Source organism: Paenibacillus sp. UASWS1643 (genome assembly GCF_008693195.1).
In the GTDB taxonomy this organism is placed as follows: Bacteria; Bacillota; Bacilli; order Paenibacillales; family Paenibacillaceae; genus Paenibacillus; species Paenibacillus amylolyticus_B.
The window spans coordinates 1,240,879-1,257,528 of sequence record NZ_VXKZ01000115.1; the positions used below are offsets into that span (position 1 = coordinate 1,240,879).

17 protein-coding genes are annotated in these 16,650 nt (G+C 43.3%); 4 read left to right on the top strand and 13 right to left on the bottom strand.

The annotated features are described in order from the left end of the window. Positions 1-6 precede the first annotated feature (6 nt). The 4 genes from FE296_RS29735 to FE296_RS29750 all read right to left on the bottom strand — a co-directional run bounded on the left by FE296_RS29735 (position 7) and on the right by FE296_RS29750 (position 3,567). Positions 7-894, bottom strand: a complete 888-nt coding sequence (locus FE296_RS29735) for a carbohydrate ABC transporter permease (protein WP_076211802.1) — start codon at positions 892-894, stop codon at positions 7-9. A 15-nt stretch (positions 895-909) separates the two neighbouring features. Then, entirely contained in the window at positions 910-1,899 is a 990-nt protein-coding gene (locus tag FE296_RS29740) for an ABC transporter permease (RefSeq protein WP_223869093.1), read from the bottom strand. 119 nt (positions 1,900-2,018) lie between these two features. Further along, positions 2,019-3,041, bottom strand: a complete 1,023-nt coding sequence (locus FE296_RS29745; RefSeq protein ID WP_124114530.1) for a LacI family DNA-binding transcriptional regulator — start codon at positions 3,039-3,041, stop codon at positions 2,019-2,021. A gap of 181 nt (positions 3,042-3,222) precedes the next feature. After that, positions 3,223-3,567, bottom strand: a complete 345-nt coding sequence (locus tag FE296_RS29750) for a thioredoxin family protein (protein ID WP_124114529.1) — start codon at positions 3,565-3,567, stop codon at positions 3,223-3,225. A 118-nt stretch (positions 3,568-3,685) separates the two neighbouring features. Between FE296_RS29750 and FE296_RS33070 the strand changes: the two genes are divergently transcribed. Next, on the top strand, positions 3,686-3,823 hold the full coding sequence (locus tag FE296_RS33070) for a hypothetical protein (RefSeq protein ID WP_017688678.1): 138 nt from the start codon (positions 3,686-3,688) through the stop codon (positions 3,821-3,823). A gap of 79 nt (positions 3,824-3,902) precedes the next feature. Here the strand turns inward: FE296_RS33070 and FE296_RS29755 are convergent, their stop codons facing one another. Then, a complete protein-coding gene (locus tag FE296_RS29755) occupies positions 3,903-4,205 on the bottom strand; it encodes a DUF3817 domain-containing protein (RefSeq protein WP_306068467.1) in 303 nt (100 codons plus the stop codon). 204 nt (positions 4,206-4,409) lie between these two features. Continuing rightward, positions 4,410-5,378, bottom strand: coding sequence for a LacI family DNA-binding transcriptional regulator (locus tag FE296_RS29760; protein ID WP_150367381.1), 969 nt, complete (start codon positions 5,376-5,378; stop codon positions 4,410-4,412). A 181-nt stretch (positions 5,379-5,559) separates the two neighbouring features. Between FE296_RS29760 and FE296_RS29765 the strand changes: the two genes are divergently transcribed. Continuing rightward, a complete protein-coding gene (locus tag FE296_RS29765; RefSeq protein WP_150367382.1) occupies positions 5,560-6,993 on the top strand; it encodes a glycoside hydrolase family 1 protein in 1,434 nt (477 codons plus the stop codon). 196 nt (positions 6,994-7,189) lie between these two features. Here the strand turns inward: FE296_RS29765 and FE296_RS29770 are convergent, their stop codons facing one another. The 4 genes from FE296_RS29770 to FE296_RS29785 form a co-directional block, all read right to left on the bottom strand. Next, positions 7,190-7,792, bottom strand: a complete 603-nt coding sequence (locus FE296_RS29770; RefSeq protein ID WP_124114526.1) for a sugar O-acetyltransferase — start codon at positions 7,790-7,792, stop codon at positions 7,190-7,192. 38 nt (positions 7,793-7,830) lie between these two features. Next, on the bottom strand, positions 7,831-8,397 hold the full coding sequence (locus tag FE296_RS29775) for a sugar O-acetyltransferase (protein ID WP_150367383.1): 567 nt from the start codon (positions 8,395-8,397) through the stop codon (positions 7,831-7,833). Positions 8,398-8,613: 216 nt separating this feature from the next. Next, a complete protein-coding gene (locus tag FE296_RS29780) occupies positions 8,614-9,777 on the bottom strand; it encodes an MFS transporter (protein WP_150367384.1) in 1,164 nt (387 codons plus the stop codon). A 125-nt stretch (positions 9,778-9,902) separates the two neighbouring features. Next, positions 9,903-10,655: a TrmB family transcriptional regulator gene (locus FE296_RS29785; protein WP_124114523.1), complete on the bottom strand. Its 753-nt coding sequence runs from the start codon at positions 10,653-10,655 to the stop codon at positions 9,903-9,905. Between the two features lie 201 nt (positions 10,656-10,856). Here FE296_RS29785 and FE296_RS29790 point away from each other — a divergent pair, with 201 nt between their 5' ends. Beyond that, the gene (locus tag FE296_RS29790; protein WP_124114522.1) at positions 10,857-10,985 is read left to right on the top strand and encodes a DUF4023 family protein; all 129 of its coding nucleotides are present in this window, start codon (positions 10,857-10,859) and stop codon (positions 10,983-10,985) included. Positions 10,986-11,080: 95 nt separating this feature from the next. Beyond that, a complete protein-coding gene (locus tag FE296_RS29795; RefSeq protein WP_105598581.1) occupies positions 11,081-11,341 on the top strand; it encodes a hypothetical protein in 261 nt (86 codons plus the stop codon). Positions 11,342-11,421: 80 nt separating this feature from the next. On the opposite strand, the gene FE296_RS29800 is transcribed toward FE296_RS29795, so the two are convergent. From FE296_RS29800 to FE296_RS29810, 3 genes are all read right to left on the bottom strand, one after another. After that, positions 11,422-13,065, bottom strand: coding sequence for an extracellular solute-binding protein (locus FE296_RS29800; RefSeq protein ID WP_150367385.1), 1,644 nt, complete (start codon positions 13,063-13,065; stop codon positions 11,422-11,424). Between the two features lie 119 nt (positions 13,066-13,184). After that, positions 13,185-14,864, bottom strand: a complete 1,680-nt coding sequence (locus FE296_RS29805) for a response regulator transcription factor (protein WP_150367386.1) — start codon at positions 14,862-14,864, stop codon at positions 13,185-13,187. A 4-nt stretch (positions 14,865-14,868) separates the two neighbouring features. Next, positions 14,869-16,617: a sensor histidine kinase gene (locus FE296_RS29810; RefSeq protein WP_223869094.1), complete on the bottom strand. Its 1,749-nt coding sequence runs from the start codon at positions 16,615-16,617 to the stop codon at positions 14,869-14,871. Positions 16,618-16,650 lie beyond the last annotated feature (33 nt).

Here is a 16,650-nt window from a genome sequence, read left to right on the forward strand (position 1 = left end):
TTGCTCCTATTCCTTGACTGCTCCGAGCATCATTCCCGAGATAAAGTATCTCTGAACGATGGGATAGATCAGTACAATAGGTAGTGTTGTAATGACAATCGTGGCTAGTTGCACGCCTTTGGTCGTTGTTTCAATGACAGCCGAACCACCGACATTTTGCATGGACTGTGTCTGGGACTGAACGATAATCTCGTACAACATCATCTGGAGTGGATACAGTGACTGATCGGTAATGTATAACTTGGTTGTCATGAAGTCGTTCCATTGCCCAACCCCATTAAATAGCGCAATCGTAGCCATAGCCGGCATGGAGAGTGGAATGAAGATTTTCAGGAAAATATGCCAATCCCCTGCGCCGTCAATCTTGGCCGATTCTTCCAGCGAATCCGGGACATTCCGGAAGAAATTCATCAGAATCACGACATCATAGAAGCTGAATAACGCCGGAATAATGTATACCCAGAAGCTGTTTAATAATCCAAGTGATTTGATTAATAGGTATGTCGGGATCATGCCGCCCGAGAAGAACATTGTAATAACACCCATGGCAACGTATAATTTACGGCCTCTTATGTACTTTTTGCTCAGACCGTAACCAACCATGGCACAAAAGAACACATGTGTAACAACGCCGATCGTTGTTTTGGACACCGATATGAAGAATGCCTGCCAGATGCCCTGATCATTGAATACAGCTCTGTAATTCTCCAACGAGAATTCCGGTGACCAGAAGATGAACCCACCTTCCGCTAACGCTTTGCCTGAACTAAAGGAAGAGATGATGACATTCCAGAGCGGAACCAGAATAACGACCGTACAGATGATTAGCAATATCATGTTTAAGGTATCAAAGATCCGACTATCGAGATCTTCTTTTGCCACCTTTCCATTCACGCGGGATGCCTCCTTCTACAACACAGATTGATTATCGTTTAATTTGCTTGTGATTTTGTTTGCCGTGACGAGTAGAATGACAGAGATGATTGAGACACCCAAGCCAACGGCCGTTGCATATGAAAAGTCACCCTGAGACATCCCCATACGATAGACGTACGAATTGATGACTTCTGCTTTGTCGCGGTTCTGGGAGTTCATGAGAACCAGGGTCTGATCCAGATTCGACCCTAATAAACCGCTTACAGTTAAAATCAGATTTAGGCTGATAATGGATCTCATATTAGGCAATGTGATATTCCAGATCTGTCTGAGACGGCTTGCACCATCAATTTTGGCCGCTTCATAATACGTAGGATCAATCTTCGCCATAATTGCCAGATACAGAATCGTTCCCCAACCTGCTTCTTTCCAAATATCCGATAACGTAGCAATCCACCAGTACTTGCCTGCATCCAGCAAGATGTTCTGCGGTTGCGAGATCACCCCCAGGCTAAGTAACAACTGATTAAATAACCCCGTTGTCGAAAACCAGGTGATCAGCATTCCCCCAAGTACAATCCAGGACAAAAAGTGAGGTAAATATGAAACCGTTTGCACAAACTTCTTGAATCGTCCGCTGTTTAACTCGTAGATCATGATCGCGAGAATGATGGGAATGACGAACCCAATACCTAATTTCAAAAAACTGATCCCCAGCGTATTCACGACTGCATCCCAGAAGTATTTATCTGATAAAATGATTCTGAAATTATCAAGCCCTACCCAAGGAGCGGTTGCCAGCGTATCAATGACCGTGTAATTTTTGAAGGCAATTGTTAAACCGTAAATCGGGATGTAACAAAAAATAATCATAAAGATAATGCCCGGGATAATCATCGATTGAATCTCCCATTGTCTCCGATAATCGACTATGAATTCTTTAATCCGTTGTCCGATGGGTTTCTTCCCATTGGGACTGATCGCATTTTTACCGATTGATGTCTCTACGGCTAATTTATCCACGTTTTTTTACTCCCCTCCATCATGCATGCATGTTTATAAAAACGTTTTTATTTTTCGACATAAAAAACCCCTTTGTTTATATTTATATAAAAAAAGACCGGAGAAGACGCTGAATCAACTTATGTACGGTAGTCTTTCCGGTCGATCTTCACATGGCTTGAACCTCTCACCACCAGCTCACCCGCCAATTTCTGTGCAGCCCCTTGTTCTTTATCCTTGATCATACCCACCAGTTGATTGATGGCCAGGATACCCTGTCTTGCAATTTGGTTTCTTACCGTTGTAAGCGGTGGAGAAAAATACTGTGCGATATCAATATCGTCAAAACCCACGACACTCACATCTTGAGGAACTTCAAAACCCTCAGACTTCAACGCATGCATACAGCCAATTGCACTCAAGTCATTCCCTGCAAGAAATGCATCAGGCCGCTTGCCAGGGTGTAAGTGAAGAAAAGATTTTATCGCACTATACGTGCTCTCCTCCTCAAAATACCCTTGTATAATGTAATCTTCATCGATTGGAAGCTGGTACTCACGCAGGGCAGCCAGATAGCCGTCTCTACGCTGCACACTGTCAAACATCGTGTCCACACCCGAAATATAAGCAATTTTCTTGTGCCCCAGCCCAATTAAATACTTGGTTGCTTCATAAGCCGCCACATAGGAGTCAAAAATGACACTTCCCATCGTATCGCTCTGATAGACCCGATCCAGAAAAACTGCCTTGATCTTGTCTTTCTCCATGGCGATAATATCTTGCTCATCGATCCGAAGCTCTTCGTAGATAATGACACCATCCACCCGCCGACCCAGAATATTACTCATAATAACGTGTTTATCCTTGGTCACAAATACATTCAAACCATACCCAAGACGATCACATTCACGAGACATTGACTCCACCAGCTTATAGAAATACGGACCCGATACACTTGTAGTGAAAAAACCGAGCATTTTGGTTTGACCCGACTTCAACAGCTTGCCATTCAGATTGGGCACATAATTTAAACGCTCTGCCACCTTAAGAACATGTGATTTTGTCTCCGGGTTCAAGACATCCACACCATTCAAGGCGTTGGAGACCGTAGATATGGATACGCCCGCTTCCCTTGCTACATCTTTAATCGTTATCTTTGCCATAAGTTTTGTTCCTTTACTATAAAAACGTTTTTATAATGTTTAAACTATCATAAAACCGTTTTCATGGCAACACTTTAATTTGTGAGTTCAGGCGTCATGTACTTTATTCATAGCTATATGCCCACTGCGGGCGCAAAAAAAAACGGCTCATATGAGCCGCTGTTCATGAGGCTTTAGCTTTCTATTCCTCATCCTGGATATACATGGAGTGAATCTGTTGCAGCTGCTCTTCCAGACGTTCCAAGCGAACAAAACGATCCGCTCGAATATATTCCTTCTGCTCTACAATCATGATCATTGTTGGAACGGTAAAAATAAGAAACTTGGATGCAACCTCTTCCACTTCATTAGCATTAATGTGACCCAGGTATACTGATGGATAAGGTTCAAGCAACGCCCTGATCTTTGGGAGTAAAGCGTGACATACACTGCACTCTGGACGAGATACATACAAAAAAACCACTTCATATTGTTGAATAGCTTCTTCAATCATTTCTATGGATGTTAACTCATGAATATCTTTCATGAAAGCTCAATCCTTTCAGTCATTCAATAGCTTGCCCATTTAAACTTTTTCTTTTCAAGTATAACCTATGTGCGTTAGAATCAAATGGAATATATCCCCATATGAAAGAGGTTATGGTATGAAAAAATCATTTTTATTTCTGTTCACTGCCCTGGTTGTTGTTACTTCCTTCTCGGCGTATACGCCTGTGTCGAATGCCTCTGGTGATATTGGAGTAAGCCTGCTGTCCGATCGTCAGCAAGGTACTGTAAAGTAGTTCTTGTACAGAAAGTAACAGGCGACAATTCGGATAACATCTGAATTAGTCGCCTGCTTTCATTTAGTCATATTGATTTTTATTTCCAATCTCTCTTCCGAAGATAAGATTCAAATACAAAAGTTCCAAACGGCAATAGACCGGCGAGTCCACCCATTAACCAACGTGTTATCTTCCACTTTTTGACCAGAGCCAAATGCACTAGGGCAATAAGGTACAAAGGAAACAAAATACCATGAATCATGCCCATTACGGCTACAGCGGAAGAGATATCTGCAAAATATTTCAGAGGCATTGCAATAAAAATCAACAGAAGTAAGGATACGCCCTCCCAAATGCCCGCAATTCTGAATCGGCCTGTCACTGTCTTCATAAAGTCCATTCTCACCTTTCCTGCTAATCGTTTGTGAAATATGTAACTTGTAACATGAAACATGAAACAAAAAACTTCACGCCACATCTCTGTACAGATATGTCGTTCTGAAGCTCATATTCAGTATAACGTATGTGTCCGATTCGAAGATGCTTCAAATTTGAATAATTATTGAATCCATAAAACCAGATTCCCACATCAGGTCTTACGGATTCAAGTCGTCTCACGCTCAATCAGCTGGTATGTTAGCTGTTCTGTCTTCAACTCAGTTTTACCCAATACAGCCCACAAGTGATGAAAAGCCTGGGTGGCTTGCTCCGCTATCGGATTGTGTATGGTCGTGATTCCAAGAACACGGGAAAGCTCGATATCATCAAACCCCACAATGGCGAGTTGTTCCGGTACCTGAATATTCCGTCTGCGTGCTTCACTCAGAATGCCGATAGCTGCATAATCATTTGAACATAATACGGCCTGTGGAAGTTCTGACCCCTCAGCCATTCTTCGCATCGCTTCTTCGCCATCGGAGGAGCTAAATACGGAATATTGATATGCTTCATTCCACACATGCAACCCTCTGCTCTTCATGAAAGATTCATAGGCTTCACGGCGGCTCTGGGTATTCAGACTTTCAGCCCTTCCGAATGCATTCGCAATTCGAGTGTATCCTCTTGTTACCAGATGCTCCAGAGCTAACTTATACCCCTCTGCCTGATCCATCGCAACAGACGGAATCTCGTCATTCCCCATTCGCTGCCAAGAGACAATGGGCCCATACTCCATATAAGCCTTTAATTTCCGAGGGTCATTGACACAAGCAATAATAACTAGCCCATCTACTCGTTTACTGCGCAGATCTTCGAATGCCTGCAATTCAATCTCTGGATCTCCACGGGATGTATAGATAATCGTCTGAAACCCAAAATCCATGGCTGTATCAATGAATTGATTCATGAATGTAAGAATGATTTCACCTGTGGTAGAGGTCACAATTCCAATCTGCTTTGTTTGCCCTGTAGATAACGATACCGCATTCCGGTTGGGAATATAATTCAACTTTTTCATAATATCCGTTATGATCTGTCTTGCTTCATCACTGACATGCGGTGAATGATTAATCACTCGTGACACTGTCGCTTTTGAGTAACCGGACCGCTTCATAATTTCATCAAACTTGGACATCGGAGACTCCCTTCTTGCTAACGAACTAGATAATTTTCAACCAATATTATTTTGAATAATAGTATGCCTCAAATCTGGGTCAAAAGTAAAACTTGACGTGTAACCCGTTACAACGTTTAAGCTTTTTTATGTCATACATGAATCATCTTAAATATAAATTTGATGAATGGAGCGGATACACATGAGTAACTCTCAAAATCATATCTATCAATTCCCGGAAAATTTCCTGTGGGGTGGCGCAATTGCAGCCAACCAGGCTGAAGGTGCATACAATCAAGGCGGCAAAGGATTATCTACTCAGGATGTAGCTCCCAAAGGCATCATGGGTCCAATCACGGAAGAACCAACCGAAGATAACATGAAACTGATCGGTATCGATCTGTATCATCGCTACAAGGAAGATGTGAAACTGTTTGCCGAGATGGGCTTCAAGGTATTCCGTACTTCCATCGCCTGGTCCCGGATTTTTCCAAAAGGGGACGAGCTGGAACCAAATGAAGAAGGTCTGCAATTCTACGACGATCTGTTTGACGAGTGTCACAAATACGGGATAGAACCACTGGTTACGCTATCCCACTATGAGACACCTCTTCACTTGTCCAAAGAATACGACGGCTGGGTTAACCGAAAAATGGTTGGATTCTATGAGCGTTATGTAACTGCAGTTTTTAAACGTTATAAAAACAAAGTAAAATATTGGCTTACTTTTAACGAAATCAATTCGATTCTTGAAGCACCCTTCATGAGTGGAGGCATCTACACGCCGAAGGAAAAGCTTAGCAAACAAGATCTGTATCAAGCGATCCATCATGAGTTTGTAGCAAGTGCTTCCGCTGTGAAACTCTGTCATGAGATCATTCCTACGGCACAGATTGGTTGTATGATGCTCAGTATGCCTACCTACCCGCTGACACCGAATCCAGACGATATGATCAAAGTCATGGAATTCGAGCACAGCAACTATTTCTTCGGTGATGTACACGTAAGAGGCCGCTACCCTGGTTATATGAAACGTTACTTCCGTGAAAATGGAATTGAGATTCAGATGGAAGCTGGCGACGAGGAAATGTTGTTGAATACAGTAGACTTCATTTCTTTCAGTTATTACATGAGTATCTGTCAGACAGCAGACCCGGAGAAACAAATCGCAGGTGAAGGTAATCTGCTTGGGGGTGTACCTAACCCTTATCTGCCAGCAAGTGAATGGGGATGGCAGATTGACCCGCAAGGATTGCGTTATGTGCTTAACATGTTCTATGACCGCTATCAAAAACCACTGTTCATTGTAGAAAATGGTCTTGGTGCTGTTGATGAGTTGATCACGGGTGCTGACGGCGAGAAAACAGTTGAAGATGACTACCGAATCCAGTATCTAAATGATCATCTGGTTCAAGTTGGTGAAGCTATTGAAGATGGCGTTGAAATTATGGGTTATACATCATGGGGTTGCATTGATGTGGTCAGTGCGTCTTCTGCCCAATTGAAAAAACGTTATGGCTATATCTATGTGGATCGTCATGACGATGGATCAGGAACACTCGAACGTTATCGTAAGAAATCCTTCCATTGGTACAAAGAAGTGATCAGCAGTAACGGGAAAAGTTTGCAGCGTTAAAGTTCTTTAAGCAAATGTAACAGATACATTCACATCCTTCTATCCCCCAGACATATCACATGAAAGAGTGTCGGTTATACGATACCTTGGCATGTTTTCTGTCTGGGGGATTTTATTTTTTCAAAAAGAAACACCCGCTGATACACATCGAGCATTCTCATTAGCTACTATCACGTTGTTTACAATTTATTCTTCACTATATGTTCTTCACTACATCCCTGCTGTACTTTGTTTTGTCATCTTCCGTTATCTTGCGAAGGACCCTGCAAGGATTACCCGCAGCAATCACACCAGACGGTATACTCTTGGTCACTACGCTCCCTGCGCCGATGATCGTATTATCTCCAATCGTCACACCGGCAAGAACTGTCACACCGCCACCGATCCATACATTATTGCCCACCGTGATGGAGCCAACGATCTCCAGACCTTCATTGCGCTGCTCAACATCATAAGGGTGGCCTGCAGTATAAAATCCGCAATTGGGAGCAACAAAAACGTTATCTCCAAAACTGATTTTTCCTCCATCCAGCATGACAATATTATGATTGCTATAGAAGTTCTCACCAATTTCAATATTATAGCCGTAATCACATACAAAGGGCTGTTCAATCAGGAAACGATCCGTCGTTTTCCCGAGCAGTTTCTTGATTAACGCTTCTCTTTCATCGATCTTCCCTGGATGGAGCTGGTTATAATCGTAACAAAGCCCTTTGGCATGTAAACGCTCTTCAATTAACTCTTGATCATAATTGGCGTTATACAAGAGCCCTAATTGGGATTTTTCTTTTTCAGTCATCATTTCGTAAGCACTTCCCATCTTCTATCTAAAATAAATTAAAGCTCAATCTCTCTAATGATTCTGGCAGGATTGCCGCCAACGATCATATTATCGGGAACATCCTTTATAACCACAGACCCGGAAGCAATGACCACGTTGTCTCCAATGGTAACCCCCGGATTAATAACGGCTCTACCACCAATCCATACATTATTGCCAATCGTGACCGGCTTGCCGTATTCTGCACCCGTATTGCGTTCATGCGGATGGAGTGGATGAGTAGCTGTATAGATATGTACATCTGGTCCCATTAAGCAATGGTCTCCAATACGAACTTCACACACATCTAATATCGTACAGTTAAAATTGGCATAAAAATGGTTGCCTACATGAATGTTATATCCATAATCCACATGAATATTAGGTTCCATGCCCAGGTGTTCACCTGTAGATCCAAACAGTTCCTTCAATAACTTGGTGCGAAGCTCACCGTCCGTTTCCGTCGTTTGATTAAACGTCCGAGTCATTTTCCTTGCATACTCTCTGTCCTCAGACAATTGAAGATCCGAAGCCATGTACAGCTCGCCATCCAGCATTTTTTGTTTTTCCGTCTTCGTAGTCATGATCACCGCTCCCTCAATACACATCATGTAATCCACATTAAATAACACTTTTTAAAACTCTTTTAATTATATAGATTAGTATGAATAAAGCAAGTTTTGCTTGATATGAAAATGGTTTAATCTACTGACGTGTACTCTAGCGAAACAGAAAAAAACCTCTACACCCATTAGATTATGGGAATGCAGAGGTTCAAGCTTTTGTCTAATTTCTTTATTCTAAGCAACCGCCTGAACGGTTTTTTCCTTAACGCTAATGGCATAGATGGCAGACAGCAAACCAAGCAGAATCAGAACAGAACCAACCCATCCGGTGTTCAGAATCGATGAGTGTTCAATTACCATGCCACCGATATAAGTACCCAGTGCAATACCTGCATGTGCAATACCTGAGTTGGTGCTGATTAGCGTTTCGGCTGTTTCCGGTGACGTTTTGATAATCAGACTATTTTGTACAGGCGTAACGGTCCAGCTCAGTGCACTCCAGATGCTTAACAATAACAAGAAGGCGATCAAAGGTAATCCCACACTGAACGGAATGACAGCCATACTTATGATAAAAGGAATCAGCACAATGACAATGGCTTTAGCAGGATGCAGACGATCGGATAACATGCCGCCTATGCCTCCACCTGCAACAGCAGCGATCCCAAACATCATATAGATAAAGGTAACCATCGTTGCGCTGGCTCCCAGCGTTTCTTGCAGAAACGGTGTGAAATACGCATATAAAGTCAAATGACCCGCGAGAACAAGCAAAGTCGTAGCATGGATCGCCAACATTTTTGGATTCCACAGAGCCGTAAGCTGTTTCTTCAGGGATACAGCAGGAATAGACTGCACACGATCCATCGCAATCCAGATGGCCACCATAACCACTACGGTCAGAACAGCGATCAACATAAACACCTCACGCCAGCCTGCCAAGTTACCTACAAAGATTCCAAGAGGTACACCCAGGATAAGTGATGCACTACCTCCCATGGTAATGATCCCCACGGCGCGTCCTTTATATTGTGGTTCCACAATGCGCGCTGCAAGGGTCAGGGAGAGCACAAAAATAAGAGAGCCCGTGGCGGCTCCGAGTGCTCTGCCCGCCATCAGCATATAAAAGCTGGTACTGAATGCAGAGATCAGGTTACTGATCAGAAAAACAAATAGCGTACACATATATACTTTTTTACGCTCGAATCTGGCCGTCATATTTAATAAAATCGGCGCAGATAACGCATAGACCAGTGAGAAAATAGAGATTAAATACCCGGCTTTCGCCAGGGAAAGATGAAGATCCGTAGCAATCAGGTCCAGAATTCCGCCCAAGATCAGTTCAACGGTTCCGACCACAAATGCTGCGATAGCAAGCACATATACTTTCTTATTCATTTTTGAATCCTCCTCGAAAGTTACAACTACGATAGTAACCCATAAGATTGAAAGTTTCAATAGTTATTTTCATGATTATTTTTAACAAAGATATAACAAAAAAACTATTCTCCAAGAGAATAGTTTTAATAGATCAATCTGGTGAGCAGTTTCTCGATTTCAGCATCCTGTAACAGTTGGTCACCGTATTTTTTGGTAATTTGAGTAAGCGCAACATCATGGTAGAAATAATCAGTCATCGCTTTGACAATCGGTTTGGACATCGTCTTGATCGCTCGCCATGAATCGTGCTCCACACCGGCAAACAGCAGATATGCATGATCCACAATAAGCAGTTGTGAAGGTTCCGGCGCATCAAGCAATGGAATCAACGAGTATATCCGATTTAAGGATGTCTCCATTCCCCCAACGGCAAGCACTTCAACGTACACGCCCTGCTTTTCCTTCTGCTCCAGCAGTTCACGGTATTTCTCCATTCGCTCATTCCAGGCCAGAAAAAGAATTGATGAATCTGCTTCCTCGATAAGTTGTTCGATATTCGATGCGATGGACGACTCATCTTTTAACGTCCAAATATGCTCATCCGTAAATGTACGTTTGATTTTGTAACTTTTCAATTCCTCAATATCTTTCTCAAATTCAGCCTTGATCTTATGAATAATGGACTGAAGATCCACAGCCATATATAATTTTTTCTTCCCATCCATCGTTGTCAGCACCGTTCCCTTGTCGATCAGGCGATTAAGTACTTCATAAATTTTAGCTTTGGGAACGTTGGAGTAATTAACAATGGATGTGGCATCAAGCGGTTCATCTTGTGCAAATATAGCCTCGTATACCTGGCTCTCATATTGTGTAAAACCGAATTTCTGCAACATATTTGGATCGGCGCATCCCTTCTTATTATGTCTGGTCTATCTAGTTTAGACGGCTACACTTCCCATGTCCAGTATGTCCCAACTGACCTTGGATTGTTGAATCAAAATTAAAAGCGATGTCCCCAAAATAAAATCACTTTCCAGTGGTTATATTAAGAATCGGAATACACATTTTGCTTGTGGAAGGAGCTGTAATTTTCAATGGAAAGCACTCAAGATTTTGTGAAGAAAGTTAACGAAAATGCCGAAAAAGCACGTCAAAATAAAAACAACGGCAAGGGAACACCAGGGGACAAGTTGCCATCGAAGCAGCATTCTACGAATAAGTAGAGTCTATTTATTGAACAGCATGACTTCCGTCTAACACCCTTTCTTCTACTTTTCATCTACTATTAAGAACCCTTAATAGAAAAGAGATGATTAGTATGGCTCGTGTCAATGCTGTTCCACAACCCGATCTGGTATTAATCTATTGGTCTAGAAATCCGCTCATTCCCGGTTCTGCGCGCAGAATCCAAAGTGTACGTGTGATTGGTAATACGTCTCCATGTACATTCACACTGGTTCCTGGTGCACGGTTGATCAATGCACTGAACTGCTTGCTGGACAATGATATTGGATTCAAAGTGGTATACCGCCAGAAAACGTCAACAATCAGTGGAGTTCTGTTATTGAAACGCAAATAATTAGACCCGAAAAAATGGTGCTCCCTTTAGGAGAGCACCATTTTCTCATTTTTCATTCTTGGATTATATCAATTAATCCTTTATTGGTTAGCTGCGATGGTATCGTTTACTTCTTGTGTGATTTGATCCCCGCCAAGTTTCTTCCAATTGGCTACGAAATTATCAAACTCGTCAATCGACAAGTTACCATAGATGATTTTCAGAAACGTCTCGGCTCTCAGTTTATCCAGTGTAGCTTGCTTCGTATTCATTGTTCTCGTCGGTGCATAGATGAATTCATTCATGACAATGAGGTCATTATCCCGATAATATTTAATCACACCTTGTGAACTCTCTGGGCCAAAGATACGCTCCATATGCCACTTGTCGAGATTCCCATTCCGATAATCCATAATATCGTCATAGAATAGCTTCGCTTCGAGTTCCAATCCGGACGTATCTCCAGTTTTGAGCGCCTGCTCTACTTCGTCCTGTGCTTTCACATTTTTGTTGGCTGGCAGGTTGGACACTGTTGCATTATGAAAACCAAGACCTGTCAGTCCATTCAAATAAGCAGCCCGTTCTTCCTTGGCAGACTCACCGAACATTTTTTCAGCCTGGAAATTAAGAAGTTTAATCAACGCTTCTGGATGCTCGTAGCCTTTACGAACGGCAAATATACCGCCCAGACTAAGATGATTCTGTGTTTTGGCTGGTTGATCATCAATCGATTGAACCGGGTAAGCCATCCAGTCGATGTTCTTGTCTTTCTTAATCATGCTGCTAACCTGAAATGGTGCCCATTGTGGCAGGAAGAACATGCCTGACTTGCCTGCATTCACATCCTCCATCATTTTAGCAAAATCCTTCACGCCAAATTCGGGATCAAGCACACCCTTCTGATACAGAGTCTGAAGCTCACGCAATCCTTCTTTCACTTCCGGTTGGATCGTTCCATTCACGACTTGACCTGAAGCATCCTTAATCCAGGTTTCGAGATAACCATGATAGCCGAGCAAGAACGCGTTTATAGGTAAATCTTTGTTCAAGGCAATACCATACGTATCATCTTTGCCATTTCCATCTGGATCTTCGAAGGTAAAGGCTTCTGCAATCTGGATGACATCCTGCATGGACTTGGGCGCTTCAAGACCAACCTTTTTCAGCCAGTCCTGACGAATCCAGATCATATCCGAGGAATCCAGCGAGCCTGGGAAACTCACCATGGCGTATATTTTGCCTTCCTTCGTTACCGGCTTCAGACCTGCTCCATCTTCAGCAGACATGAACTCCTTCACCAGTTCGGATGCATACTTGTCATATACTTCGGTCAGATCCTCCAGCATTCCCGCTTCATGCAGTTGTTCGAATTGAACAGCACTCACTTTCAGGACATCCGGCAGATCACCACTCGCCAGTGTGACATTCATCTTATCGTTATAATTGGCATCTGGAACAATCCATTCATACGTTACATCAATACCAAGTTCATCCTTGTACCCTCTGGTCCAGATGTTATTGGCGTGTGTATCTCCTTGCGCAAGCGATTCTTTCCCTGTTTCATTCATGGTGGAAGTCAATTTAATGGGTGGGTCATATTTCGTAAGTGGTCCTCCCGCATCCTGCTGTGTGTTCGGTTCAGCTTCATTCTCGGCACTTCCCGCACCAGATGAACAGGCAGCAAGCGTGGTGGCCAGTACCATGGTTAATGTTAATAATGAGAACTTCTTGAATGATATATTCATGTGAATCCCCCTTTTTTCTCCTCCCGTGAGGTATAATTTTATATTACAAAGAAAGCGCTATCACTTCGAGTGTATCCCGTTGACATCTGGTATCTTTGATTTACCATTTGAGAAATCATTTAACTTTTCTGATCCCGATACTCTTGAGGGGTGCAGCCTGTTGCTTTTTTGAAGAAACGATAAAAATAGTGCTGATCGCTAAATCCAACTTTCGCGGATATTTCATGCATCTTGCAGGAAGAACCCAGAAGCAACTCTTTGCTTCGCTCCACTCTGCGGTCATGGATGTAGTCTGATATGCCTTTGCCGGTAATTCGTTTATACCAACGCGACAGATAAGAAGGGTTAAGCGAGACTTCTTGTGCGATCCGTGTGAGTGAGAGGTCATCCTCCAGATGGTGTTTGATATAATGATGGATCGTGATCAGAATCTGTGATTGGTCGTTTAGGCGGGCATCACTTCGTTTGGAGATCATCCATTCGTATGCCGATTGATAAAAGATGACCAGATCAGACCATGCGGTATGGATGTCAAAATGCAGCATTCGGGAAAGCGATATTTCTTCCATTGCCGATTCATACAACCCCAGTTCGTGCAGGACTTCAATGAGTACATTGGCTGCACCCGTATACGTTTTCATGCGAAAGAACGGATCTTGAAGCCCTTCCTTCGCAGCCTCGGTCCATTTATGGAAAGGCTCCATCCATTCCCGATCCCCGGCGGTTATTCGCTGTTTGATCTGATCCAGATGCAGTGTTACAACACCCTGTTGATTCATAATGCTAGGGGTGTAAGGCAACTCATCCTGGATATTTACACGAAGCAGCTTCTCCATCCCAAGCCCGGGACTCTCATGAATCGACAGGCGTAACTGCCCGATTGCCTGATTAACCCTGCTCCACTCTACCGCCTGCTCGCTGACCATAATGGATACAGACAGGTTCAAGCAGTCTGCACAGGATTGCTGTACAGACTCCAAAGTGCCATAGACAAAACGAAGGGTCTGCACCCAGCTCTCCAGCTGACTACCTCGTTCCCCTTGTGTATCAGATACGTGTGACGGATATGTCTCTTGCGATTGAATAAAACACGCGATCACCTGAGTGTCCAGATCAATCGCCTTCACCTTAGCCTTGTCTTGCAGCAGCTCCTCCGCAACATTGGCAACGGCATAGCGGATGAGACTGCGATCCGCCTGAGATTGATAGTTGTTCCACTCCTCTACCCGGATGATCACAGGAATAACGAGTTGATCGGATTCGAAAGGTAACTGCACAGCATCCAGTTCTTCCTGAAGTGAAACAATATCATGTCTATCCGTTTGCTTAAGCACATCCAGCAGCAATTGACGCTGTAACTGGGGCAGCGCTCTTGGCAATTTACTGCGAAACCAGGCAGCTTGGTAGCGAAAATCATTCTCTTCCGAGATCTGTGTTAATGCCCGTTCTACCGCGGCCCGTATATGATTCATGCCCTCTGTCTTTAACAGGTAATCAACAACGCACGGATTGCGAATGGCTTGGTGTGCATAATCGAATTCGTTATGACCGGTCAGCAAGAGAACTTTGCATCGTGGCCACCGATCCATAATCTGCTCGATCAATTGCATGCCATCCATACCAGGCATACAGATATCGCTGAGTACAATATCAATCTTGACCGAGTTCAGCCAATCGATAGCTTCATAGGCAGAGTATGCCTTGATTATCTCCATATCCTGAAAGTTCGCCTTTTGAAAGAAAGCATACAGTCCATCTAAAATAACGGGTTCATCATCTACAATAAGCATTCGTTGCATAACGCTACTCCCCTTTCCATGGAATCTTCACTATAATGCACAACCCACCGAGCTCACTTCGCTGCGCTGTAAGACCATAGGCAGCCCCGAATTTGATTCTTAATCGCTGATTCACATTCAAGAGCCCGGTTATCTCTTCGTTTCCATGTTTCCGCTCTATTTTCTCAAAGGCAGATTTCAGGTAATTCAATGTTTCGTCGGTTAACTGATCCCCATCATCCTCAATGCGAATGGATAGGTTGTCCTGATCCTGTTGGTATGAAAGCTGTAAAATCCCTCCCTGACTACGCTTGGCTAGTGCATGCTCGAACACATTTTCCACGATCGGCTGGATAATAACTCTGGGAATCGAAATCATTCTGTACCTTGCATCCAGATCCTCCAATTGCAATTGAATCCTCGAGCCAAACCGGATTTTCTGAATGGATGCATAGACCAGCGCATGATCAATTTCAGCACCCAACGATACCTCTGTATGAGAATCCCGAGACATGTACCTGAAATATTGACCCAGATAGTCGGTGAATTCCTGAATGAGCTCCACATTCTCTACCTCAGCCATCTGCTTGATGCTGAACAGACTGTTGTATAAAAAGTGAGGTTGAATCTGGGATTGCAGATGTTTGAGTTCCGCCTCACTTGTTCGAATGCGTGCAACATAATTCTCATCGATCAAAATATGTAAGCGCTCTATCATATGGTTGAATCGAGAGTATAAATAGCCGAATTCATCCCTTCTGGCTGAAGGAATATGTACGCTTGTCTGGCCCTGCTCTGCCATCCTGAATCCTCGAATGAGTACCGCTAGCGGTTGGTGAATTGATCTGTAGATCGAAAACGAGAAGACAATAATGATCACAACCGACATGAAGGTGACCATCCATAACCATACGTTGTATTGTTCCAGCGGCGCACTCAGCACATCCTGCGGTATAGTAGCTGTCAGGGTGAACGAGTGATTCTTATCATGCAACGAATAATAGAGATATGGATCAGATTGAAACTTTGTAACTTGCATGGATTCGGACGGTTCAGGTGAAACTGTTCGAAGCGGTTTAACAGGTGCTGACTGCTCGGAAGAAGAAATCACTACATGTTGCTGTTCACCAAAACTCAGTGTAATCTCACTTTCGCCCGTTTCCGATAGCTGCTGCAAACGATGTTTCAGTTCTTCAGCAGACAAGCGTATCCCTAATATGAAATTGGGTGGTTCCTCATGGTTCATGTTATATGGATTACTTTTCAGAAAATAGAGATCGTTATTGGAATGTGATAATTCGCCATTTAGATTCCCCATCGTGGCGAGCAGATTCTGCCATTCGTTATCCTCCACGTCGCGAATCCCGTCCGCGGCACTGACCCGTTTGTGCAGAGCAGGAACATAGTACACCACATCACTAATATAGGGACTTGTCACCATGATCTGACCCAGCTTATTGTGGATATTGTTCAGACTGGATGTGACTTCATACCTGTTCATAATTGCGGCTCGTGTACTTAGTGTGGACATGGTTTCATCAAATGAAAATTCGGTAACCAGCGCACTCATTCGCTCCAATTCGAATTGCAGATGATTATGGTAGAAGTACAATTTGGACTCATGTGCCTTCTCGACTTCAGTCTGCATCTGCTTGGAGCTGACTTGCGTAATCATAATGCTTATCCCATACAAGGGCAGAATGACCAGTACAAAAGCAATCATCAGTTTGACAACAATGGATGACTCTCTCCATCTTCCCCGGATGAATCGCAATGTTTCCCTCCTCCTCTCCTCACGCTCTCTCAT